The organism is Allobosea sp. NPDC055332, assembly GCF_053645455.1.
Genome location: NZ_JBSHMO010000004.1, coordinates 752,335 through 769,194 on the forward strand (window position 1 = coordinate 752,335; position 16,860 = coordinate 769,194).

14 protein-coding genes are annotated in these 16,860 nt (G+C 66.7%); 7 read left to right on the forward strand and 7 right to left on the reverse strand.

Features of this window, described 5'->3' with window-relative positions:
- Window positions 1-236 precede the first annotated feature (236 nt).
- Genes ACWIGM_RS25130 through ACWIGM_RS25140 form a run of 3 tightly spaced genes read left to right on the forward strand, consistent with a single transcriptional unit; the run spans window position 237 to window position 2,265 of the window.
- Window positions 237-767 carry a hypothetical protein gene (locus tag ACWIGM_RS25130; protein ID WP_454028692.1) on the forward strand — a complete coding sequence of 177 codons (531 nt, stop codon included), beginning with the start codon at window positions 237-239 and terminating at the stop codon, window positions 765-767.
- A 17-nt stretch (window positions 768-784) separates the two neighbouring features.
- A complete protein-coding gene (locus ACWIGM_RS25135; protein WP_454028693.1) occupies window positions 785-1,183 on the forward strand; it encodes a VOC family protein in 399 nt (132 codons plus the stop codon).
- Window positions 1,184-1,206: 23 nt separating this feature from the next.
- On the forward strand, window positions 1,207-2,265 hold the full coding sequence (locus ACWIGM_RS25140) for a DmpA family aminopeptidase (protein ID WP_454028694.1): 1,059 nt from the start codon (window positions 1,207-1,209) through the stop codon (window positions 2,263-2,265).
- On the opposite strand, the gene ACWIGM_RS25145 is transcribed toward ACWIGM_RS25140, so the two are convergent.
- From ACWIGM_RS25145 to ACWIGM_RS25155, 3 genes are all read right to left on the reverse strand, one after another.
- A complete protein-coding gene (locus tag ACWIGM_RS25145; RefSeq protein ID WP_454028695.1) occupies window positions 2,235-3,698 on the reverse strand; it encodes an amidase family protein in 1,464 nt (487 codons plus the stop codon). The two genes, ACWIGM_RS25140 and ACWIGM_RS25145, sit on opposite strands and share 31 nt — an antisense overlap.
- Before the next feature lie 184 nt (window positions 3,699-3,882).
- Window positions 3,883-4,731: a patatin-like phospholipase family protein gene (locus ACWIGM_RS25150; protein ID WP_454028696.1), complete on the reverse strand. Its 849-nt coding sequence runs from the start codon at window positions 4,729-4,731 to the stop codon at window positions 3,883-3,885.
- Window positions 4,731-5,132, reverse strand: a complete 402-nt coding sequence (locus ACWIGM_RS25155) for a MarR family winged helix-turn-helix transcriptional regulator (RefSeq protein ID WP_454028764.1) — start codon at window positions 5,130-5,132, stop codon at window positions 4,731-4,733. Before ACWIGM_RS25155 ends, ACWIGM_RS25150 begins: the two co-directional genes overlap by 1 nt.
- Window positions 5,133-5,326: 194 nt before the next feature.
- On the opposite strand from ACWIGM_RS25155, the gene ACWIGM_RS25160 reads away from it, so the two are divergent.
- Together ACWIGM_RS25160 and ACWIGM_RS25165 are read left to right on the forward strand one after the other, a co-directional pair.
- Window positions 5,327-6,949 carry a long-chain-fatty-acid--CoA ligase gene (locus tag ACWIGM_RS25160; RefSeq protein WP_454028697.1) on the forward strand — a complete coding sequence of 541 codons (1,623 nt, stop codon included), beginning with the start codon at window positions 5,327-5,329 and terminating at the stop codon, window positions 6,947-6,949.
- Window positions 6,950-6,994: 45 nt separating this feature from the next.
- Entirely contained in the window at window positions 6,995-7,780 is a 786-nt protein-coding gene (locus ACWIGM_RS25165) for a bestrophin-like domain (protein WP_454028698.1), read from the forward strand.
- 74 nt (window positions 7,781-7,854) lie between these two features.
- Here ACWIGM_RS25165 and ACWIGM_RS25170 read toward each other — a convergent pair whose 3' ends face one another.
- From ACWIGM_RS25170 to ACWIGM_RS25185, 4 genes are all read right to left on the reverse strand, one after another.
- Window positions 7,855-9,429: an EAL domain-containing protein gene (locus ACWIGM_RS25170; RefSeq protein ID WP_454028699.1), complete on the reverse strand. Its 1,575-nt coding sequence runs from the start codon at window positions 9,427-9,429 to the stop codon at window positions 7,855-7,857.
- A 185-nt stretch (window positions 9,430-9,614) separates the two neighbouring features.
- Window positions 9,615-10,400 carry an alpha/beta fold hydrolase gene (locus ACWIGM_RS25175; RefSeq protein WP_454028700.1) on the reverse strand — a complete coding sequence of 262 codons (786 nt, stop codon included), beginning with the start codon at window positions 10,398-10,400 and terminating at the stop codon, window positions 9,615-9,617.
- 102 nt (window positions 10,401-10,502) lie between these two features.
- Window positions 10,503-12,566 carry a HAMP domain-containing methyl-accepting chemotaxis protein gene (locus ACWIGM_RS25180; protein ID WP_454028701.1) on the reverse strand — a complete coding sequence of 688 codons (2,064 nt, stop codon included), beginning with the start codon at window positions 12,564-12,566 and terminating at the stop codon, window positions 10,503-10,505.
- Window positions 12,567-12,934: 368 nt separating this feature from the next.
- Entirely contained in the window at window positions 12,935-13,801 is an 867-nt protein-coding gene (locus ACWIGM_RS25185) for a LysR substrate-binding domain-containing protein (RefSeq protein ID WP_454028702.1), read from the reverse strand.
- Window positions 13,802-14,081: 280 nt separating this feature from the next.
- Here ACWIGM_RS25185 and ilvD point away from each other — a divergent pair, with 280 nt between their 5' ends.
- Both ilvD and ACWIGM_RS25195 read left to right on the forward strand, forming a co-directional pair.
- Window positions 14,082-15,923 (forward strand): dihydroxy-acid dehydratase, encoded by a 1,842-nt coding sequence (gene ilvD, locus ACWIGM_RS25190; RefSeq protein WP_454028703.1) that lies wholly within the window; start codon window positions 14,082-14,084, stop codon window positions 15,921-15,923.
- 29 nt (window positions 15,924-15,952) lie between these two features.
- On the forward strand, window positions 15,953-16,825 hold the full coding sequence (locus ACWIGM_RS25195; protein WP_454028704.1) for a DMT family transporter: 873 nt from the start codon (window positions 15,953-15,955) through the stop codon (window positions 16,823-16,825).
- The last annotated feature ends 35 nt before the right edge of the window (window positions 16,826-16,860 follow it).

Sequence of the window (16,860 nt, forward strand, 5' to 3'; positions counted from 1 at the left end):
TGGCTCATCCCGGAGTTCTTGGTCATCCCGGACAAGCCGCGTCAGCGGCGCCGATCCGGGATCCATTCCTGAACGGTTCCGGCATGGATCCCGGGTCTACGCTTCGCTTCGCCTGGGATGACGAGGTGCTTCAAGTGGAATTGAAAGGGCGGTTTCTTTCCTTCGAACGCTTCCAAACGGTCTTGCCAGCCGCCGCGACGATGCGCATGGTTCCGCGCTCTTCGAAGAGGTCAGGCATGATCGACCCCGCCCGCATGGTAAACCAGCCGGCTCCCGGCCGCGATTGCGGCAGCTGCACGCTCTGCTGCAAGGTCTATGACGTGCCGGCGGTCGAGAGCGTCGCCGGTAGCTGGTGCAAGCACTGCCTGCCTGGCCGGGGCTGCGGCATCCATGCGACACGGCCGGATCATTGCCGCGCCTTCTTCTGCCTCTGGATGACCCAGACCTTCCTCGGTCCGGAGTGGAAGCCCGACAAGGCCCGCTTTGTGCTGACGATGGACCCGGCGACGAACTGGCTGTTCGTCCAGCTCGATCCCGGCGCGCCGCAGGCCTGGCGCAAGGAACCCTATCTGCCGCAGTTGCGCCGCTGGGCCGCAGCCGGCAATCGCCCGGTGATCGTCTTCCTCAACAAATCGGCGACGGCAGTCATGCCGGACCATGACGTACCGCTTGGTATACTCGCTGCGGATGAACGGCTGGTGCTGCGCGAGGAGCTCGCCGGCGGGCGGCCACGCGTGACGGTGGCGAAGGTCAAGGCCGCGGCGTGAGCGAGCCGGGCCGGCCGATGCTGCATCACCTCTCCCTCGGAGTGGCCGATATCGAGCGAGCCGTCGCCTTCTACGATGCCGTGCTCGCGCCGCTGGGTTACGTCCGCGTCTGGAGCGATCTCAGGCCCGGCGAGAGTAATCAGGCCGTTGGCTACGGTGTTGCGGGTGGCGGCGACGCGTTGGCATTGAAGCACTGTCCGGACGGCCAGCGGCCGCCGGGGCCGGGATTCCATGTCGCCTTCGCGGCTTCCAGCCGAGCGGCCGTCGATGAATTCCATCGCGTGGCGCTGCAGCATGGCGGGCGCGACAACGGCGCCCCGGGGGTGCGGGCGCATTACGGCCCGCATTACTATGCGGCGTTCGTCATCGATCCTGATGGCCACAATATCGAGGCCGTGTTCAACACGGCGATATGATGAGCCCTGAGCAGGAGATTCCCTTGAGCAAGCGGGCGCGCGATTACGGCCTGGTCTGCGGCTCGCTGCCGCCCGGCCCGCTCAATGCGATCACCGATGTCGCCGGCGTCACCGTCGGCCATTGCACGATCCGCGAGGGCGATATCCGCACCGGCTTCACCGCGGTGCTGCCGCATGGCGGCGACCTCTTCCGCGAGAAGGTCAGGGCCGGGGTCGAGGTGATCAACGGCTTCGGCAAGAGCGCCGGGCTGATGCAGCTCGCCGAGCTCGGCCAGATCGAGACGCCGCTCCTGCTCGGCAACACTTTTTCGGTTGCGACGGGAATCGAGGCGCTGGTCGGGCGCGCTCTCGCGGCCAACCCCGAAATCGGCCGCAGCACCGGGACGGTCAATTCGTTGGTGCTCGAATGCAATGACGGCTTCCTCTCCGACATCCGGGCCCGGCGCCTGACGGTCGCCGATGCGGAAGCGGCACTTGATGCGGCGAGCGGCGGATCGGTGGAGGAGGGCGCGGTCGGCGCCGGCACCGGCATGAGCGCCTTCGGCTTCAAGGGCGGCATCGGCAGCGCCTCGCGCCTGATCGAACTCGATGGCCGCAGTTTCACCGTCGGCGTGCTGGTGCAGGCGAATTTCGGCAATGCCGGCGATCTCGTCCTGCCCGATGGCCGCCGTCCGGTGCCGCCCGAGCAAGGCCCCCAGCCGCCGGAGCGCGGCTCGGTGATCATCATCCTGGCGACCGACCTGCCATTGGAGAGCCGGCAGCTCGCCCGCATCGCCCGGCGCTGCGGCGCCGGGCTGGCGCGGCTTGGCGCCTTCTGGGGCAATGGCAGCGGTGACATCGCCATCGCCTTCTCGACGGCAAGCCGGATTGCCCATCACGACGAAGCCGATCTCGTCCCGCTGACGGCGCTCAACGAGAACCGGATCGACCTGCCCTTCCGCGCTGCCGCGGAGGCGACGCAGGAGGCGGTGCTGAACGCCATGCTCGCCGCGCCGGAAACGATCGGCCGCGACGGCAACCGCCGGCCGTCGCTGGCGGATTGGTTGGAGGCTCAGGCCGCGGCGACCGGCGGCACACGATAGCCGCCGCCCACCCTCTCCAGCATCGCTCCGACCGCGATCGCCGTCCGGTCCTCGCCGAAGGGCGCGATGATCTGGACGCCGGTCGGCAGACTAGCCGGCGAGAACCCGACTGGCGCGCTCAGCGAAGGCAGATCGGAGCCGGTGGCGAGGCTCGCCCAGCACAGGAAGTCGAGATAGGGCCGCTCCACGCCGTCGATGTCGAGCCGGCGGGCGTGGAAATCCGGCAGGTGGTCGTGTTTCTGCGCGGCGACCGGCGCAGGCGGACAGAGCAGCACATCATAGCTCTGGAAGAAGCGGGCCCATTGCCGCTTCAGTGCGAGGCGGCGCTGGTGGAGCTGCTGGTAGAGGCCGGGCGTCATCCGGGCGCCGCGGGCCTGCAGCGCCTGATGCGAGAGATCGCCGGGAGCGAATTTCGCCGCTTGCGCCTGGATGCGGGCGCGCACTTTTGGCGGCAGGCCATAGGCGACGACGGCGTGGTTCAGGAGCGCATAGACCTCATAGGCCTCGCTGAAGCGAAAGCCGGGGCGGGCGGTCTCGTCGACGGTCGCGCCGGCTTCGGCGAGGCGCCGGCCGGCTTCGCGCACGGTGTCCGAGACCTCCTTCGTCACCGGCGCGAACGGCTCCTGTGCCCAGAGCGCGACCCGCAGGCCTTTTGCCTCCGTCCTGCGCGGGGCGGGCAGGGCCGCTCCCGCGACATTCGGATCGCGCGGGCCGATCAGGACAGGCAGGATCAGGTCGAGGTCTTCCGTCGCCCGCGTGATCGGGCCGGCGACGACGAGGTCGGCATTGCGCAGGGTGCGCCGCTCCGGCGGCGGCGGGATCAGGCCCCAGGTCGAGACCAGGCCCCAGCTGGTCTTGAGCCCGAAGACGCCGCAGGCCTGCGCCGGCCAGCGGATCGAGGAGCCGAGATCGGAGCCGAGCTCGAAGGCGCTCATCCCGGTGGCGACGGCGACGGCCGCGCCGCCCGAAGAGCCGCCGGGCGAATAGTCGGGATTCCAGGGATTGCTGGTGACGCCATGGGCGGGATTGTAGCTCTGGAAGTCGCCGGAGAAGACCGGGACCATGGTCTTGCCGAGAATGACCGCGCCGGCGGCGCGCAGGCGAGCGACGGCGGCGGCATCCTCCTGCGGGATGCACTCCTTATAGGCCGGCAGACCGCCCGAAGAGGGCAGGCCGGCGACGTCGAAGGCGTCCTTGATCGTGATCGGCAGGCCTTCAAGTGGCCTCGCTTCGCCGGCTGCGATGCGTCGATCCGATTCCGCTGCCATCGCGCGAGCCGCTTCGCGATCCTGCGCGACGATGGCATTGAGGGAGGGATTCAGCGCGTCGATGCGGGCGAAGGTTGCTTCGAGCAGTTCCGTGGCAGTGAAGTGGCGGGCCAGCAAACCGGCGCGCAGGCTCGTGGCGGAGGCGGTGAGATCAATCGAGGCCATCGGGAGGTCCGGCGGGGGGGACTCAAGTCGTAGAGCATTGCGGCAGGCGGCGGAACCGCACCCGTCATGGTCGGGCTTGTCCCGACCATCCACGTCTTTCCCCACGCAATGCGGAGTTCAAGACGTGGATGCTCGCCACAAGGGCGAGCATGACGGAGTGGATGAGACACTGCCTTGGCAGCGCTCAACCCGCCTTCCGCTGCTCCATCGTCCTCAGGAAATCCTCGCCATCCCTCACTCCGAGCTCGTAGGCGAAGCGGATGCCGTCCCAGTTGCGGATGGTGAACTGGCTGACCGGGATCACCTGCGAGGGCCGGACATAAGTGCGGTTCTGGACCTGCGGCACTTCGGCGAAAGGCCGCGTCAACAGGACGAGCGTCTGCTCGCCGGCCGCTTCCATCTCGGCGAGCGCCCAGGCCGGGGCGCTGTCGACAAGGCCGCCATCGAGCGCGGCGCGGGCGCCGATATGGCCCGCCGGCATGAAGGGCGGCACGGCGGCGCTCGCCATCAGCGCGTCGACCAGCTGCTCGGGATCGACGCAGTCGGCAATGCGGACCAGATCGGGCCGGAAGCCGAGTTTCCGGCCCACGGTCGGGTGCACCGGACGGCGGAAACGCTTCTCGAGCTGGTAGGCGCCGATGCCGATGGTGGTGATGACGGGCAATGGCCAGAAGCGCGGCGGCCGCGAGATCGCGATCAGGAAATCGGCCTGGGCTTTCAGCGCCGCCAGCCGCTCGGGTGTGAACAAGGTCGCGAGCATGCTGCGATACATCTCGGCGACCGGGAAGAGCCTGCCGCCACGGCGGAAAGCGGCCCAGTCGACCTCGGAGGTGCGGCCAATGCAGGCCTCGCGCAGCATCTCGCGCACGGTCGGGCCGACACCGAGCGCGTTGTAGAGCATGGCGCCGGCCCCGGCGCTGGCGCCGACGATGCGGCGCGGCTTCAGGCCGATATGCGGCGCGACGGTCTCATAGAAGCCGCCCTGCCAGTAGCAGCGGTTGCCACCGCCGGCATAAGCCAGACCGGCGAACATCAGGGCGCGTCGATGGCGCGGGCGCGCTCGCGCCAGGCCAGCACCAGCCGGTCGAGCTCGGCGAGATCTTCCGTCGGCAATTTGCCGAGCGTCTGCGCGACATAGTCGCGTTGCGTCGCCATGCCGGCCTCGGCGAGGCGGCGGCCTTCGGCAGTGAGGTGCATGGCGTAGGAGCGCCGGTCGCCGACGATGGCGCGGCGCTCGACCAGTCCGGCCTGCACAAGTCGGTCGACCAGGCCGGAGACATTGCCCTTGGTGACGTAGAGGCGCTCGGCGAGCTCGCTCTGGCTGATGCCCTCGCGCTCGGTCAGGGTCGAGAGCAGGTCGAATTGCGGGATGGAGAGGCCGAGCTCGCGGATGCGCGCCGTCATCTGGCCGAGCATGCGCTGGTGCAGGCGCATGAAGCGGAACCAGACGCGATCCGGCTCGATGGGTTCCGGGGCGGGGACTGGGCGCGGCACTGACAAGGCGTTCGTTCCCTAGGATGGTTTACTTATAAACTAACTCATCTCGCAAGCGGACGCGAGGGCTTTCGCCGCGAGCCGTCCGCTGGCTATGCTGCCAAAAAGCGAAGCAAGACGACAGGGAGAAACGCATGCTCGGGCTGATGCAGAATTGGCCGCTGCTGATCCACCGGATCATCGACCACGCGGCGATCCAGCATGGCACGCGCGAAGTCGTCTCCCGCAGCGTCGAAGGCCCGATCCGGCGCACGACCTATGCCGAGATCCGCCAGAGTGCGCTGAAGATCGCCAAGCGGCTGACGCAGGAGGGCATCCGCCTCGGCGACCGCGTCGCGACCCTGGCCTGGAACACCGATCGGCATCTGGCGCTCTGGTACGGCATCAGCGGCATGGGCGCGATCACTCACACCGTCAATCCGCGGCTATTCCCGGAGCAGATCGCCCAGCTGATCAACCATGCCGAGGACCGTCTGCTCTTCCTCGACCTGACCTTCATTGGGCTGGTCGAGGGCCTGCAGGACAAGCTGCCGAGCGTCGAGCGCTACATCGTCCTGACCGACGCGGCGCATATGCCGGAGACCTCGCTCCGGAACGCCGTTGCTTACGAGGACTGGCTCGCCGAGGCCGATGCCGATTTCGCCTGGACCGCGTTCGACGAGAACACTGCGGCCGGGCTCTGCTACACCTCGGGCACGACGGGCGGGCCCAAGGGCGTGCTTTATTCGCACCGCTCCAACGTGCTGCACGCCATGGCCTGCGCCCAGCCTGACTATATGGGCCTGTCGGCGCGCACCGTGGTGATGCCGGTGGTGCCGCTCTTCCATGCCAATAGCTGGTCACTGGCCTTCTCGGCGCCGATGACTGGGGCGAAGCTGGTCATGCCCGGCATGAAGCTCGATGGCGCCTCGCTGCTGGAGCTGCTCAACGGCGAGGGCGTGACGCTGACCGCGGCGGTGCCGACAGTCTGGCTCGGCCTGCTGCAGCATCTGGAAGCGACCGGCGGCAGGCTCGACACGCTGAAGCGCGTGGTGATTGGCGGCTCGGCCTGCCCGCGGGCGATGACCGAGGCCTTCGAAAAGAAGTACGGCGTCACCGTCGACCATGCCTGGGGCATGACCGAGATGAGTCCGATCGGTTCGTTCTGCTCGATCAAGCCGGTCTATTCCGAGCTCGAAGGCGAGGCGCTCTACGACCTCAAGGTCAAGCAGGGGCATCCGCAGTTCACCGTCGAGTTTCGCCTGACCGATGATGACGGCAGGAACCTGCCCTGGGACGGCAAGACCTTCGGACGCCTGAAGGTGCGCGGGCCGGCCGTCGCCGGTGCCTATTACCGGCACGATCAGCCGATTTTGGACGAGCACGGCTTCTTCGACACCGGCGACGTCGCGACCATCGACCCCCACGGCTACATGCAGGTCACCGACCGCTCCAAGGACGTGATCAAGTCGGGCGGTGAATGGATCTCCTCGATCGAGCTCGAAAACCTCGCCATCGGCCATCCCGATGTCGCCGAGGCGGCGGTGATCGGGGTCGCCCATCCGAAATGGGACGAGCGGCCGCTGCTGGTGATCGTGCCCAAGCCCGGCCGGTCGCCCGGCCGCGAGGAGATGCTTGCCTTCATGACCGGCAAGGTCGCGAAATGGTGGCTGCCCGACGATGTCGTGCTGGTCGAGGCGATCCCGCACACGGCGACAGGCAAGATCCAGAAGACGGCGCTCCGGGAGATGTTCCGGGAGTATCGGCTGCCGGGGTGAGGGGCCGATTGGGCATCCGGGTAGGCGTCGAAGCGGAGAGAGCGAATGGAATTCCTCCTTGTCTTCGCGTTTCTTGCTCTGTTCAGCGCCAGCGCGCTGGTCGGCATCGCCTTGCGCAAACGCCTGCATGAGCGCCACCTGACCAGCGAGAACATGGATTCGATCAGGCTGGTCACCGGCCTGATGGTCACCTTCGCCGCGCTCATCCTCAGCCTGCAATTATCGACGGCGCGAAGCCGCTTCGACGTCACGAGCGGTCACCGTTCGGCCTATGCCGCGCGTCTGGCCAATCTCGACCAGTGCCTGCGCTTGTTCAAGGAGGCGGCCGACCCGCTCAGGCTGAAGCTGCGGCAGTACACGGCGGCGGTGATCGCCAGTACCTGGCCGCACGAGGCGGCGCCCGAAGTCGCAGGCATGCCCGATACGCGCGGCATGGCCGTTCGCGGTGAGGATCGGACGCTGTCGCGGTTGATGAGCGATATCGGCGCAGATGTGGACGCCCTGCCAACCACGGGCCTCGAACATTCCGCGACCCGCTGCCGCGCGGCCTATGCCGAGGTCTCATCCGCCAGGTGGAACGTCATCGAGGATGCGATCGCCCCGTCCGGCGACTTCTTCGTCGGTATCCTGAGCTTCTGGCTCAGCCTGGTCTTCCTGAGCTTCGGCCTGCAGATCCCGCGCCGCGCGCTCAGCGCCGCTGTTCTGATAATCGGCGTGCTCTCCGTCTCCAGCATCATGTTCGTGATCGTCGATCTCGGCCTGCCCTATCAGGGGGTGTTCCACGTCCCCAGCGCGGCGATGCGCGAGGCTCTCGCCGACATGGTGCGATAGGGGCCACAGGCCGAACTCCTCCGAGGATGACGAGCGCTGGAGAACCCAAGCCTGCGACTGGGCGGGTTCGGCCGTCACGCTGCTTCCGGTATCGGAGCCCCTTCGTTGCGTTGCCTGTAGAACTGAAGAAATTCTCTGGGCGGCAGGGCCTTGGAGTAGAGCCAGCCCTGCGCGAATTCGACACCGGCGGCTTTCAGATAGGCTGCCTGCTCCGCCTTCTCCACACCTTCCGCCACGACGACGAATGTCAGGGTATGCGCCATGTCGATGATGGATGGCGTCACGATGCTCGTCGCAGCCTCGCGGCCGATGGCGTCGATGAATGACTTGTCGATCTTGAGTGCATTGAGGGGCAGGCTTTCCAGAAGGGACAGGCTGGAATACCCCGTTCCAAAATCGTCGATCGCGATGGTGTGCCCAAGTTGCCGTGCCCGCTCGAGCGTAGCGCGAGCCGCATCGGCTTCGATGAAGCTGCGCTCGGTCGCCTCGAGCCAGATTTGCGCCGGGTCGACCTGGGCTTTCTCGAGGGCGGGGGACAGCACGTCCAGGAAGCGGCCGCTCTGGATGTCTTCGGCCGAGATGTTGATCGCGATGTGCAACGAAGGATCGGAACGCAGCGCCATCTTCATGTCTTCCAGCACCTGCGCGATCATGATGTCGGTCACGGGTGCGATCATGTGATGGTCTTCAGCGTAGGTGATGAAGAGATCCGGCCGGACCCAGGTACCGTCCGGTTTGGGCCACCGGATGAGCGCTTCAGCTCCAACGCATCTGCCGGTCGCAAGCTCGATGATGGGCTGATAGTGCGCCACGAACTCGCGGTAGGCGATTCCTGTCTTGAGCTCGCCTGCCAGCGACATGCGCTGGCGCGATGCCCAGATGATCAATGCGATGATGCTCGCCGACATCGCCACGCCGATCGGGATGAGTTTCCAAAGCTCGCTATCGGTGCGCCAGGCGACGACGCTGTGGTCCGAGATGGCGAAAGCAATGAAATCAGCGCTGCGTAGCGATGAGAACACCTTCTGGCCAGTTGTCCCACTGGTCTGCTCCAGCGAGAGCTGCCGTACCAGAAGGGGATCGGCCTGTTCTGACAAAGCGAGCAGTCTGCCGTCATGTGTGGCGATCCCGATGACCATCGGGGTATCGTGCAGGACGTCGATCAAGCGCTCCTTCTTGATGAGTGCCTGGTAAGGCCCGTGTGCGACCGCAACCATAGCGGCGGAGGGTGGCTGCAATGTCGGCCCCGAACCTATGACGAGGCCAAAACCTTCCGACAGGCCGATATCCGGCTTTCGCATCGGCTCGGGGCTCGTCGAGGGACCCCAGCTGTCGCAAATCAAGCTTCCATCTTTGAAAACAGCGATTTCCTCCACGGAGAGGACATCCGTGGTCACTTGCCGCAACCGCTCCAGGTGGGGCGGTGAACACAGCACATGATTTTCCATCACCAGCCGGCGCAAGGCACTCTTGGCTCGCGTGACTGCCAAGTCAGCCCGCTGCAAGGTCCACCTCGCGTAGTCCTTCAAATGGACGCGTTCGATCGCGATGGCCCGCTGTTGCGACAGGTAATAGGCGGCTGCCAGAGGCAGCAGGCCCAAGCTGATGCCCAGCCCAATCGCGACAGGCAGGATCAAGCGGCGGCGCATCAAACTACCTTTCCGGATATCCTGCGAGATATTCTAGCAGGTATTCGCGCGATATTCAGTTTGATTGCCTTTATGAAATTATATAATTTACTGAAACGGCTCGGTAACCGTAAGGAAGCTGTCTGTGGCCGAGGAGTTATCGGGCCGAGGATCGCGGGGAGCGGGGGTGAGTGCAACGCGGCGGATCAAATCGCGGCGAGGAAGCGCTCGATCGCTGCAACCAGCGTCGTCTCCGCCTCGCGATGCGGGACATGGCCGATCCCGGCCAGGATCAGCGCCTCGCCGCGCCCTTCGGCAATGCGCTTCGGGTGGCGGGTCGAGCCGTACTCATCGAGTTCGCCATGGACGGCGAGGACGGGGCAGCGCACGCCGGCCAGAGGCTGGTCGAGCGCCCAGTCCGCGAAGGCGGGCGAGAGCCAGGTCCCGATCCAGGCGTCGAGCACCCAGGGCGTCTTGTCGCCGTGATAGCGCGCCAGCCGGGCACGGTTGCCTGCGTCCTGGAAATCGCGTTGCGCCACCCTGATCCCGGCGAGCGTCCTGTCCTCGATGAAGGTCTGGGCGGCGATGGTGACGAGAGCCCGGCAGCGCTCGGGCCAGCGCGCCGCGGTCTCGATCGCCATGCCGCCACCGACGCTGTGGCCACAGACGATGAAGTCGCCGATGCCGAGCCGGTCGCAGAGGATGGGAACCACGCTTTCCGCCTCGTCCGCGACGAAGCCGGTGCCGAGCTTTCCCGGATGCGGATCGGAGCGGCCGAAGCCGAGGCGGTCATAGGCGACGACGCGCCGGCCGGTCGCCGCCGCCAGCTTTTCGGGGAAGCTGCGCCAGAGTTCGATGCAACCGAGCGAGTCGTGGAAGAGCAGGATCGGCGCGCGCCGGCTCGCTTCAGGAGCAGATGGCGTCCAGCTGCGGGTGAACAGGTGGCGGTCGCCGAACCGGAGCAGGGCATCCCCTTGGTCGATGGTCGTCACTCGGGCGGGCTCTGCCGGCAGTTGTCAGGGCAGTCATTCTGCCTGTGGCTTCGGCTTGTCCGCAAGGATGCCGGCCACCCCGGAGGGCGGCCGGCGGGTTGCTCAGAATTCCGCCCAGCCGCTGTCGCCGCGCTTGCCGGCATTGGCGACCTTGCGCGGTGCAGGGCTGAAGGCGGTCGCAGCGAGTTGCTGGAGGCGCTGCGGTTCGGCTGCTGCGGGCTTGAGCCTGGCGGCCGAGCGGGCCGGGGCGGCATGACGCGAAGTCGCCCCGGCGGCGACGCCGTCGCTTCCGGTCTTGAAGGCCGCGACGAGATCGTTGAGCTGCGTGATGCGCTGATTGAGCGCATTGGCGCTGGCGGCGCTCTGTTCGGAGAGAGCGGCGTTCTGCTGGGTCATCTCGTCCATATGGGCGACGGTCTGGCTCATCTCCTCGATGCCGTTGGCCTGCTCGGCCGCGGCGGAGGAGATGTCGCCGATGGTCGAGGCGACCTTCTGCGACGCCGCCAGGATCTGCGTCAGCGCGTCACCGGCCTGGCGGACCAGCTTGACGCCCTCGCCGACCTCGACGTTCGAGGAGGAGATCAGGGTCGAGATGTCCTTGGCAGCCTCGCCCGAGCGCTGGGCAAGGGTGCGCACCTCGGAGGCGACGACCGCGAAGCCCTTGCCGGCATCGCCGGCGCGGGCGGCTTCTACGGCAGCGTTGAGCGCCAGCAGGTTGGTCTGGAAGGCGATGTCGTCGATCACGCGCGTGATGTCGGAGATCTTCTTCGAGGCGTCCTCGATCCGGGCCATGGCTGCAACCGCCTTGCCGGCGATCTCGCCGCCGCCCTCGGCGGCGCGCATCGCTTCCTCGGCAGTGGTGGCCGCCTGGCGCGAGGCCTGAGCCGAAGCCTTGACGGAAGCCGCGAGCTCCTCGGTCGTCGCGGCGCTCTCTTCCAGCGAGGAGGCCTGCTCCTCGGTCCGCTTGGAGAGATCATCCGCGCCGGTCGCGATCTCCCGGGCCGAGAGCCCGACATCGGCAGAGGTGAGCTGGATGGTCCGGACGGTCGAGGACAGGCGCTCGACGGTCTCGTTGACCGCCGCCTTCAGCTCGCCGAAGCGGCCGCGATACTGGGTGGCGATGTCCTGCGTCAGGTCGCCCTCGGCGACGCGCTGGAGCACGGCGACGAACTCGGTCGTGGCGCTGTCCACCACGGCGTTGATCTCGTTGATGCCGGCGACGAGCTTCTGCATCTGCTCATCGGCATCGTCGATCTCCAGCCGGGCCGAGAAGTCGCCATCGGCCGCGGCGGCTACGACCTCGCCGACATCGGAGACGACGCGCGACATCGCCTCCGCTGCGGCCAGGCGCCGGGCCGCATTGGCCTGCTGCTCACGCTCCAGGTCGCGCATGGCGCGCAGATTGTCCTGGAAGACCTTGAGGGCCTCGACCATGTCGCCGATTTCGTCCCTGCGCTGGGCGGCAGGAACGACGGTCTCCAGGTCGCCGGTGGCCAGCTGTCGCATGGCCTGCGTCGTGGCCTTCAGCGGCCGCGTGACGCCCCGGACGATCACGTTCAGCGCAAACAGCAGAGCTCCGAAGGCGATCAGAGCGATCAGGCCCATCACCACCGTCGAGCGCTCATAGGCGTCCTGCACCGCTTGCCCCGCGCTGCGAGCGACGCGTTGCTGCAGGGCGACGAGATCGCTGACCTTGCCGGTGATCGGATCGATCGCGGCATACATTTCCTTGGCCGTGAACTCCTTCAGCGCTGCTTCGTCCTTGCGCTGCAGGATCGCGCCGAGCTTGCTGACCGCGGCATTGGCGGTGCTCATCATACGAACAACATCGGCAGCGAGAGCTTTTTCCTCTGCCACCATGTTGCTTTGGCTATAGACCTGCCAGTTCTTCGCGATGGTGGTGATCGCCGTTTCGACGTTCTTCTGCGCATCGGTCCAGCTGACCTGCCCGGTCTGGGCTTTCCAGGCAGTGTCGACGATGTTGACGGCATACATGTCGCTGACGAGCTTCAGTTGCTCCATCGGCGCGACATTGTCGACCATCATGGCGTCGACTTTCTGCGTGGTGCTGCGCAAGGCGTACCACCCGTTTCCAGCGATGATCAGCAAGCTCAAGCCGAGCGTGACGATACAGGCCAAAAGTCGTGATGCGATGCTTGTGAACATGAATACCCCCTCCGCGCGGCCAGGCGCAGGCATCAGGCAAGATTGGCGAGGCTGGAGTGCTGCTCGTCAGGTGGGACGATGTGGTGGTCAATACGGAAGGGCGCGCGGTCGCGATGGTGTGCAGTATTGATTGCTTTGAACACAGGGAGATGCCGACTTTTTCTTGTAAGCAGACGGTGCGTCTCGATAGTAAATTTTTGCTAAATGGCTAGCTTTAACTGCCAATAATTGTTGCAATCAGCGCTGATGACTGCTCGGTTACCGTGTCGAAGCGGGTAAAAAGCTTGTCAGGGTGGTATTTTACAGCTTTTGCGCGCTCGACCTTATTTTTGCAACCCGTTCTGCGTCTCGCGCAGCGCTGAGGTCTTTCAACCAACCGCAGTCTTCAACGTTTCCGTGAGGAAGCTGGCGAGCGCCCGCACGGCCGGCGTCGGGCGCCCCGGTGCAAGATGCAGCGCGATCTCGGAAGCGGGCAGGGCCGGCAGCCCGTCCGCCTCGCCGAGCAGGCGCAGGCCCTCGCGGGCGGTGCCGGCCTTGACCACGGTCAGCGCCGCGCCGGCGGCAGCGACGGCCTCGACCGCGCCGATGCTGGACGAGGAGAACAGGATGCGCCAGGGCCTTCCGGCCTCGTTGAGCGCGGCGAGCGCCCATTCGCGATACATGTTCGGCGCCTTGAGCAAGGCGAGCGGCAGCGGCCCGGCGGGCGGGAAGTCGTGCCGGTCGGACCAGGCCCAGGCGGTACGCTCGCTGCGCAGCACCTCGCCGCTGCCATCGCCGGCCTTCTGCGTCGCAAGGACGATGTCGAAGGCCTCGCCGAGGCTGCCGATCAGGTCGCGGGTGAAACCGGTGGTGACCTCGAGCTCGACCTCCGGATGTGAGCGGGCGAAGCGGGCGAGCGTCTCGGGCAGGACGATGGTGGCGTAATCATCCATCACCGCGAGCCGGACCCGGCCGGAGACACTCTGGGCTCGGACCACGTCGAGCGCCTCGTCATGCAGCGCGACGATGCGGCGGGCATAGGACAGGAAATCCTCGCCGGCGCGGGTCAAGAGCACCTCCTGCGGCGAGCGCTGCAGAAGGGTCTGGCCGGCGATCTCCTCGAGCTTTCGTACCTGCGTCGAGATCGTCGATTGCGTGCGGTTGAGGGCCGCCGCGGCGCGGGTGAAGGAGCGCAGCTCCGCGATGGTGACGAAGGACCGCAGCAGGTCGATGTCGATATTGCGCAATGCCGTCACGCCCTGCTCCGCCGCTACAGTCCCTTCCCGGTCATCCCGGGCGTAGCGCAGCGCAGACCCGGGATCCATTACGGAATGGTTCAGGAATGGATCCCGGATCGGCGCGGCTGCGCCGCTTGTCCGGGATGACTCGGATGAAAACTATACGGCAACCCTTCGCGCCCGCAGCATGGACGGCGCCGATCATCCAAATCGAATAATTCAATTTTGGCTGGTCGGGTGCGCCCGCTAGCTATAGGGCGAGCCCTTCTGTTCGGATGTAGCGTCAACGAGGTCAAGCATGCCGAGGCTGAGATCCGCCACCACCACCCATGGCCGCAACATGGCCGGCGCCCGCGGCCTCTGGCGCGCCACCGGCATGAAGGACTCGGACTTCGGCAAGCCGATCATCGCAGTGGTGAACTCCTTCACCCAGTTCGTGCCGGGTCATGTCCATCTGAAGGACCTGGGCCAGCTCGTCGCGCGCGAGATCGAGAAGGCCGGCGGCGTCGCCAAGGAGTTCAACACCATCGCGGTCGATGACGGCATCGCCATGGGCCATGACGGCATGCTCTATTCGCTGCCCTCGCGCGAGCTGATCGCCGACAGCGTCGAATACATGGTCAACGCCCATTGCGCCGACGCGATGGTCTGCATCTCCAATTGCGACAAGATCACGCCCGGCATGCTGATGGCGGCGATGCGCCTGAACATCCCCGTCGTGTTCGTCTCGGGCGGGCCGATGGAAGCGGGCAAGTACATCGCCGAAGGCGTGCTGAAGAAGGTCGACCTGGTCGACGCCATGGTCGCCGCCGCCGACAGCAAGTATTCGGACAGCGAAGTCGAGGTGATCGAGCGCTCGGCCTGCCCGACCTGCGGCTCCTGCTCGGGCATGTTCACCGCCAATTCGATGAACTGCCTGACCGAGGCGCTCGGCCTCGCGCTGCCGGGCAACGGCTCGACGCTGGCGACCCATGCCGACCGCAAGCGCCTCTTCGTCGAGGCCGGCCATCTGATCGTCGACATCGCCAAGCGCTGGTACGAGCAGGATGACGCCTCGGTGCTTCCGCGCAATGTCGCGAGCTTCAAGGCCTTCGAGAACGCGATGACGCTCGACATCTCGATGGGCGGTTCGACCAACACGGTGCTGCATTTGCTGGCGGCGGCGCATGAGGCCGAGATCGACTTCACCATGGCCGATATCGACCGGCTGTCGCGCAACGTGCCGGTGCTGTGCAAGGTCGCGCCGGCCGTCGCCAACGTGCATATGGAGGACGTCCACCGCGCCGGCGGCATCATGGCGATCCTGGGCGAGCTCGACCGCGCCGGGCTGCTCGATACCTCGCTGCCGACCGTCCATAGCGCGACGCTGGCCGAGGCGCTGGAACGTTGGGACATCCGGCAGACGCAGAGCGAGGCGGTGCGCTCGTTCTACAGTGCCGCGCCCGGCGGCGTGCCGACGCAGACCGCCTTCAGCCAGGACCGGCGCTATGAGGAGCTCGACCTTGACCGCGAGAAGGGCGTGATCCGCGAGAAGGCGCATGCGCATTCGCAGGATGGCGGCCTTGCCGTGCTCTTCGGCAACATCGCGCTCGACGGCTGCATCGTGAAGACGGCCGGCGTCGATGCCTCGATCCTGACCTTCTCGGGCACCGCGGTGATCTTCGAGAGCCAGGATGCGGCGGTCGAGGGCATCCTCAACAACAAGGTCAAGGCCGGCGAGATCGTGCTGATCCGCTATGAAGGGCCGCGCGGCGGGCCGGGCATGCAGGAGATGCTCTATCCGACGAGCTATCTGAAGTCGAAGGGGCTCGGGAAGGCCTGTGCGCTGGTCACCGACGGGCGCTTCTCCGGCGGTTCCTCCGGCCTCTCGATCGGCCATGTCTCGCCCGAGGCGGCGGAAGGCGGCGCGATCGGCCTGGTCGAGAGCGGCGACGTGATCGAGATCGACATCCCGAACCGGAGTATCAGCCTCAAGGTTTCCGACGAGGAGCTGGCGCGCCGCCGCGCGGCGATGGACGCCAAGGGCAAGGATGGCTGGAAGCCGGCGGCACCGCGCAAGCGCAAGGTCTCGACCGCGCTGAAGGCCTATGCGGCGCTGGCGACCAGCGCGGCCAAGGGGGCGGTGCGCGCCATCGACTGAGCCGACACCAAGCCAGCGGAGGCCCCGGCATGAGCGAGCTCTGGGGTGTGGTGGCCGCGGCGGCGTCGAGCGCGCTTGGAGGAACCTCCATCGCCGCGACGCGCTATCTCGTCGGCCATCTCGATCCGCTTGCGATCGGTTCCTTCCGCTTCGGCATCGGCTGCCTGCTGCTCGCTCCGGTCGCCCTGCTCGGCGACCGGCGCTGGCCGGGTCGCGCGGACTGGCTCCAGACCGCCGGGCTGGGGCTGTTATTCTTCGCGCTCTTCCCGATCCTGTTCAACGCCTCGCTGATCTATACGAGCAGCGCGCGTGGAGCGTTGGTGCTCTCGACCTTGCCGCTGCTATCGCTGGTCGTCGGCGCAGCGCTCGGGCGCGAGCGGCTGACGGCGCGCAAGACGGCCGGCGTGCTGGTCGCCATGGCCGGCGTTGGTTTCGCGCTTCTCTCAGGCCTCAGCCACGCGCCACCGCAGGCCTGGCGCGGCGACCTGCTGATGATCGCGGCGGCGCTCTGCATGGCGCTGTACGGGATCTGGTCGAAGCCGGTGATCCGGCGCTGCGGCCCGATCCCGTTCACGACGGTTGCGATGGCCATCGGCGCTGCGGCGCTGATCCTGATCTCGCTGGTGCGCGGCAGCTTCGATGTGGTGGCGCAATTCGCCATCCCGCAATGGTCTGCGGCGCTCTATCTCGGCGCGATCGGTGCCGCCCTGACCTTCTATCTCTGGGCCTTCGCCCTCGGACGGGCATCGCCGACCAGCGTCGCGGTCACCGTCACCGTGAACCCGGTCACGGCCTCGCTGGTCGCCGCTCTCATTCTGAATGAGCCGATCGGCTGGAACCTCGCTGCCGGGATCGTCGTCGTCGGGGCCGGCATCTGGCTCGCGACCAGCGACGGCTCGTGAGACCACGAGCTCGCGGCCGAGCTTCCATGTGCCGC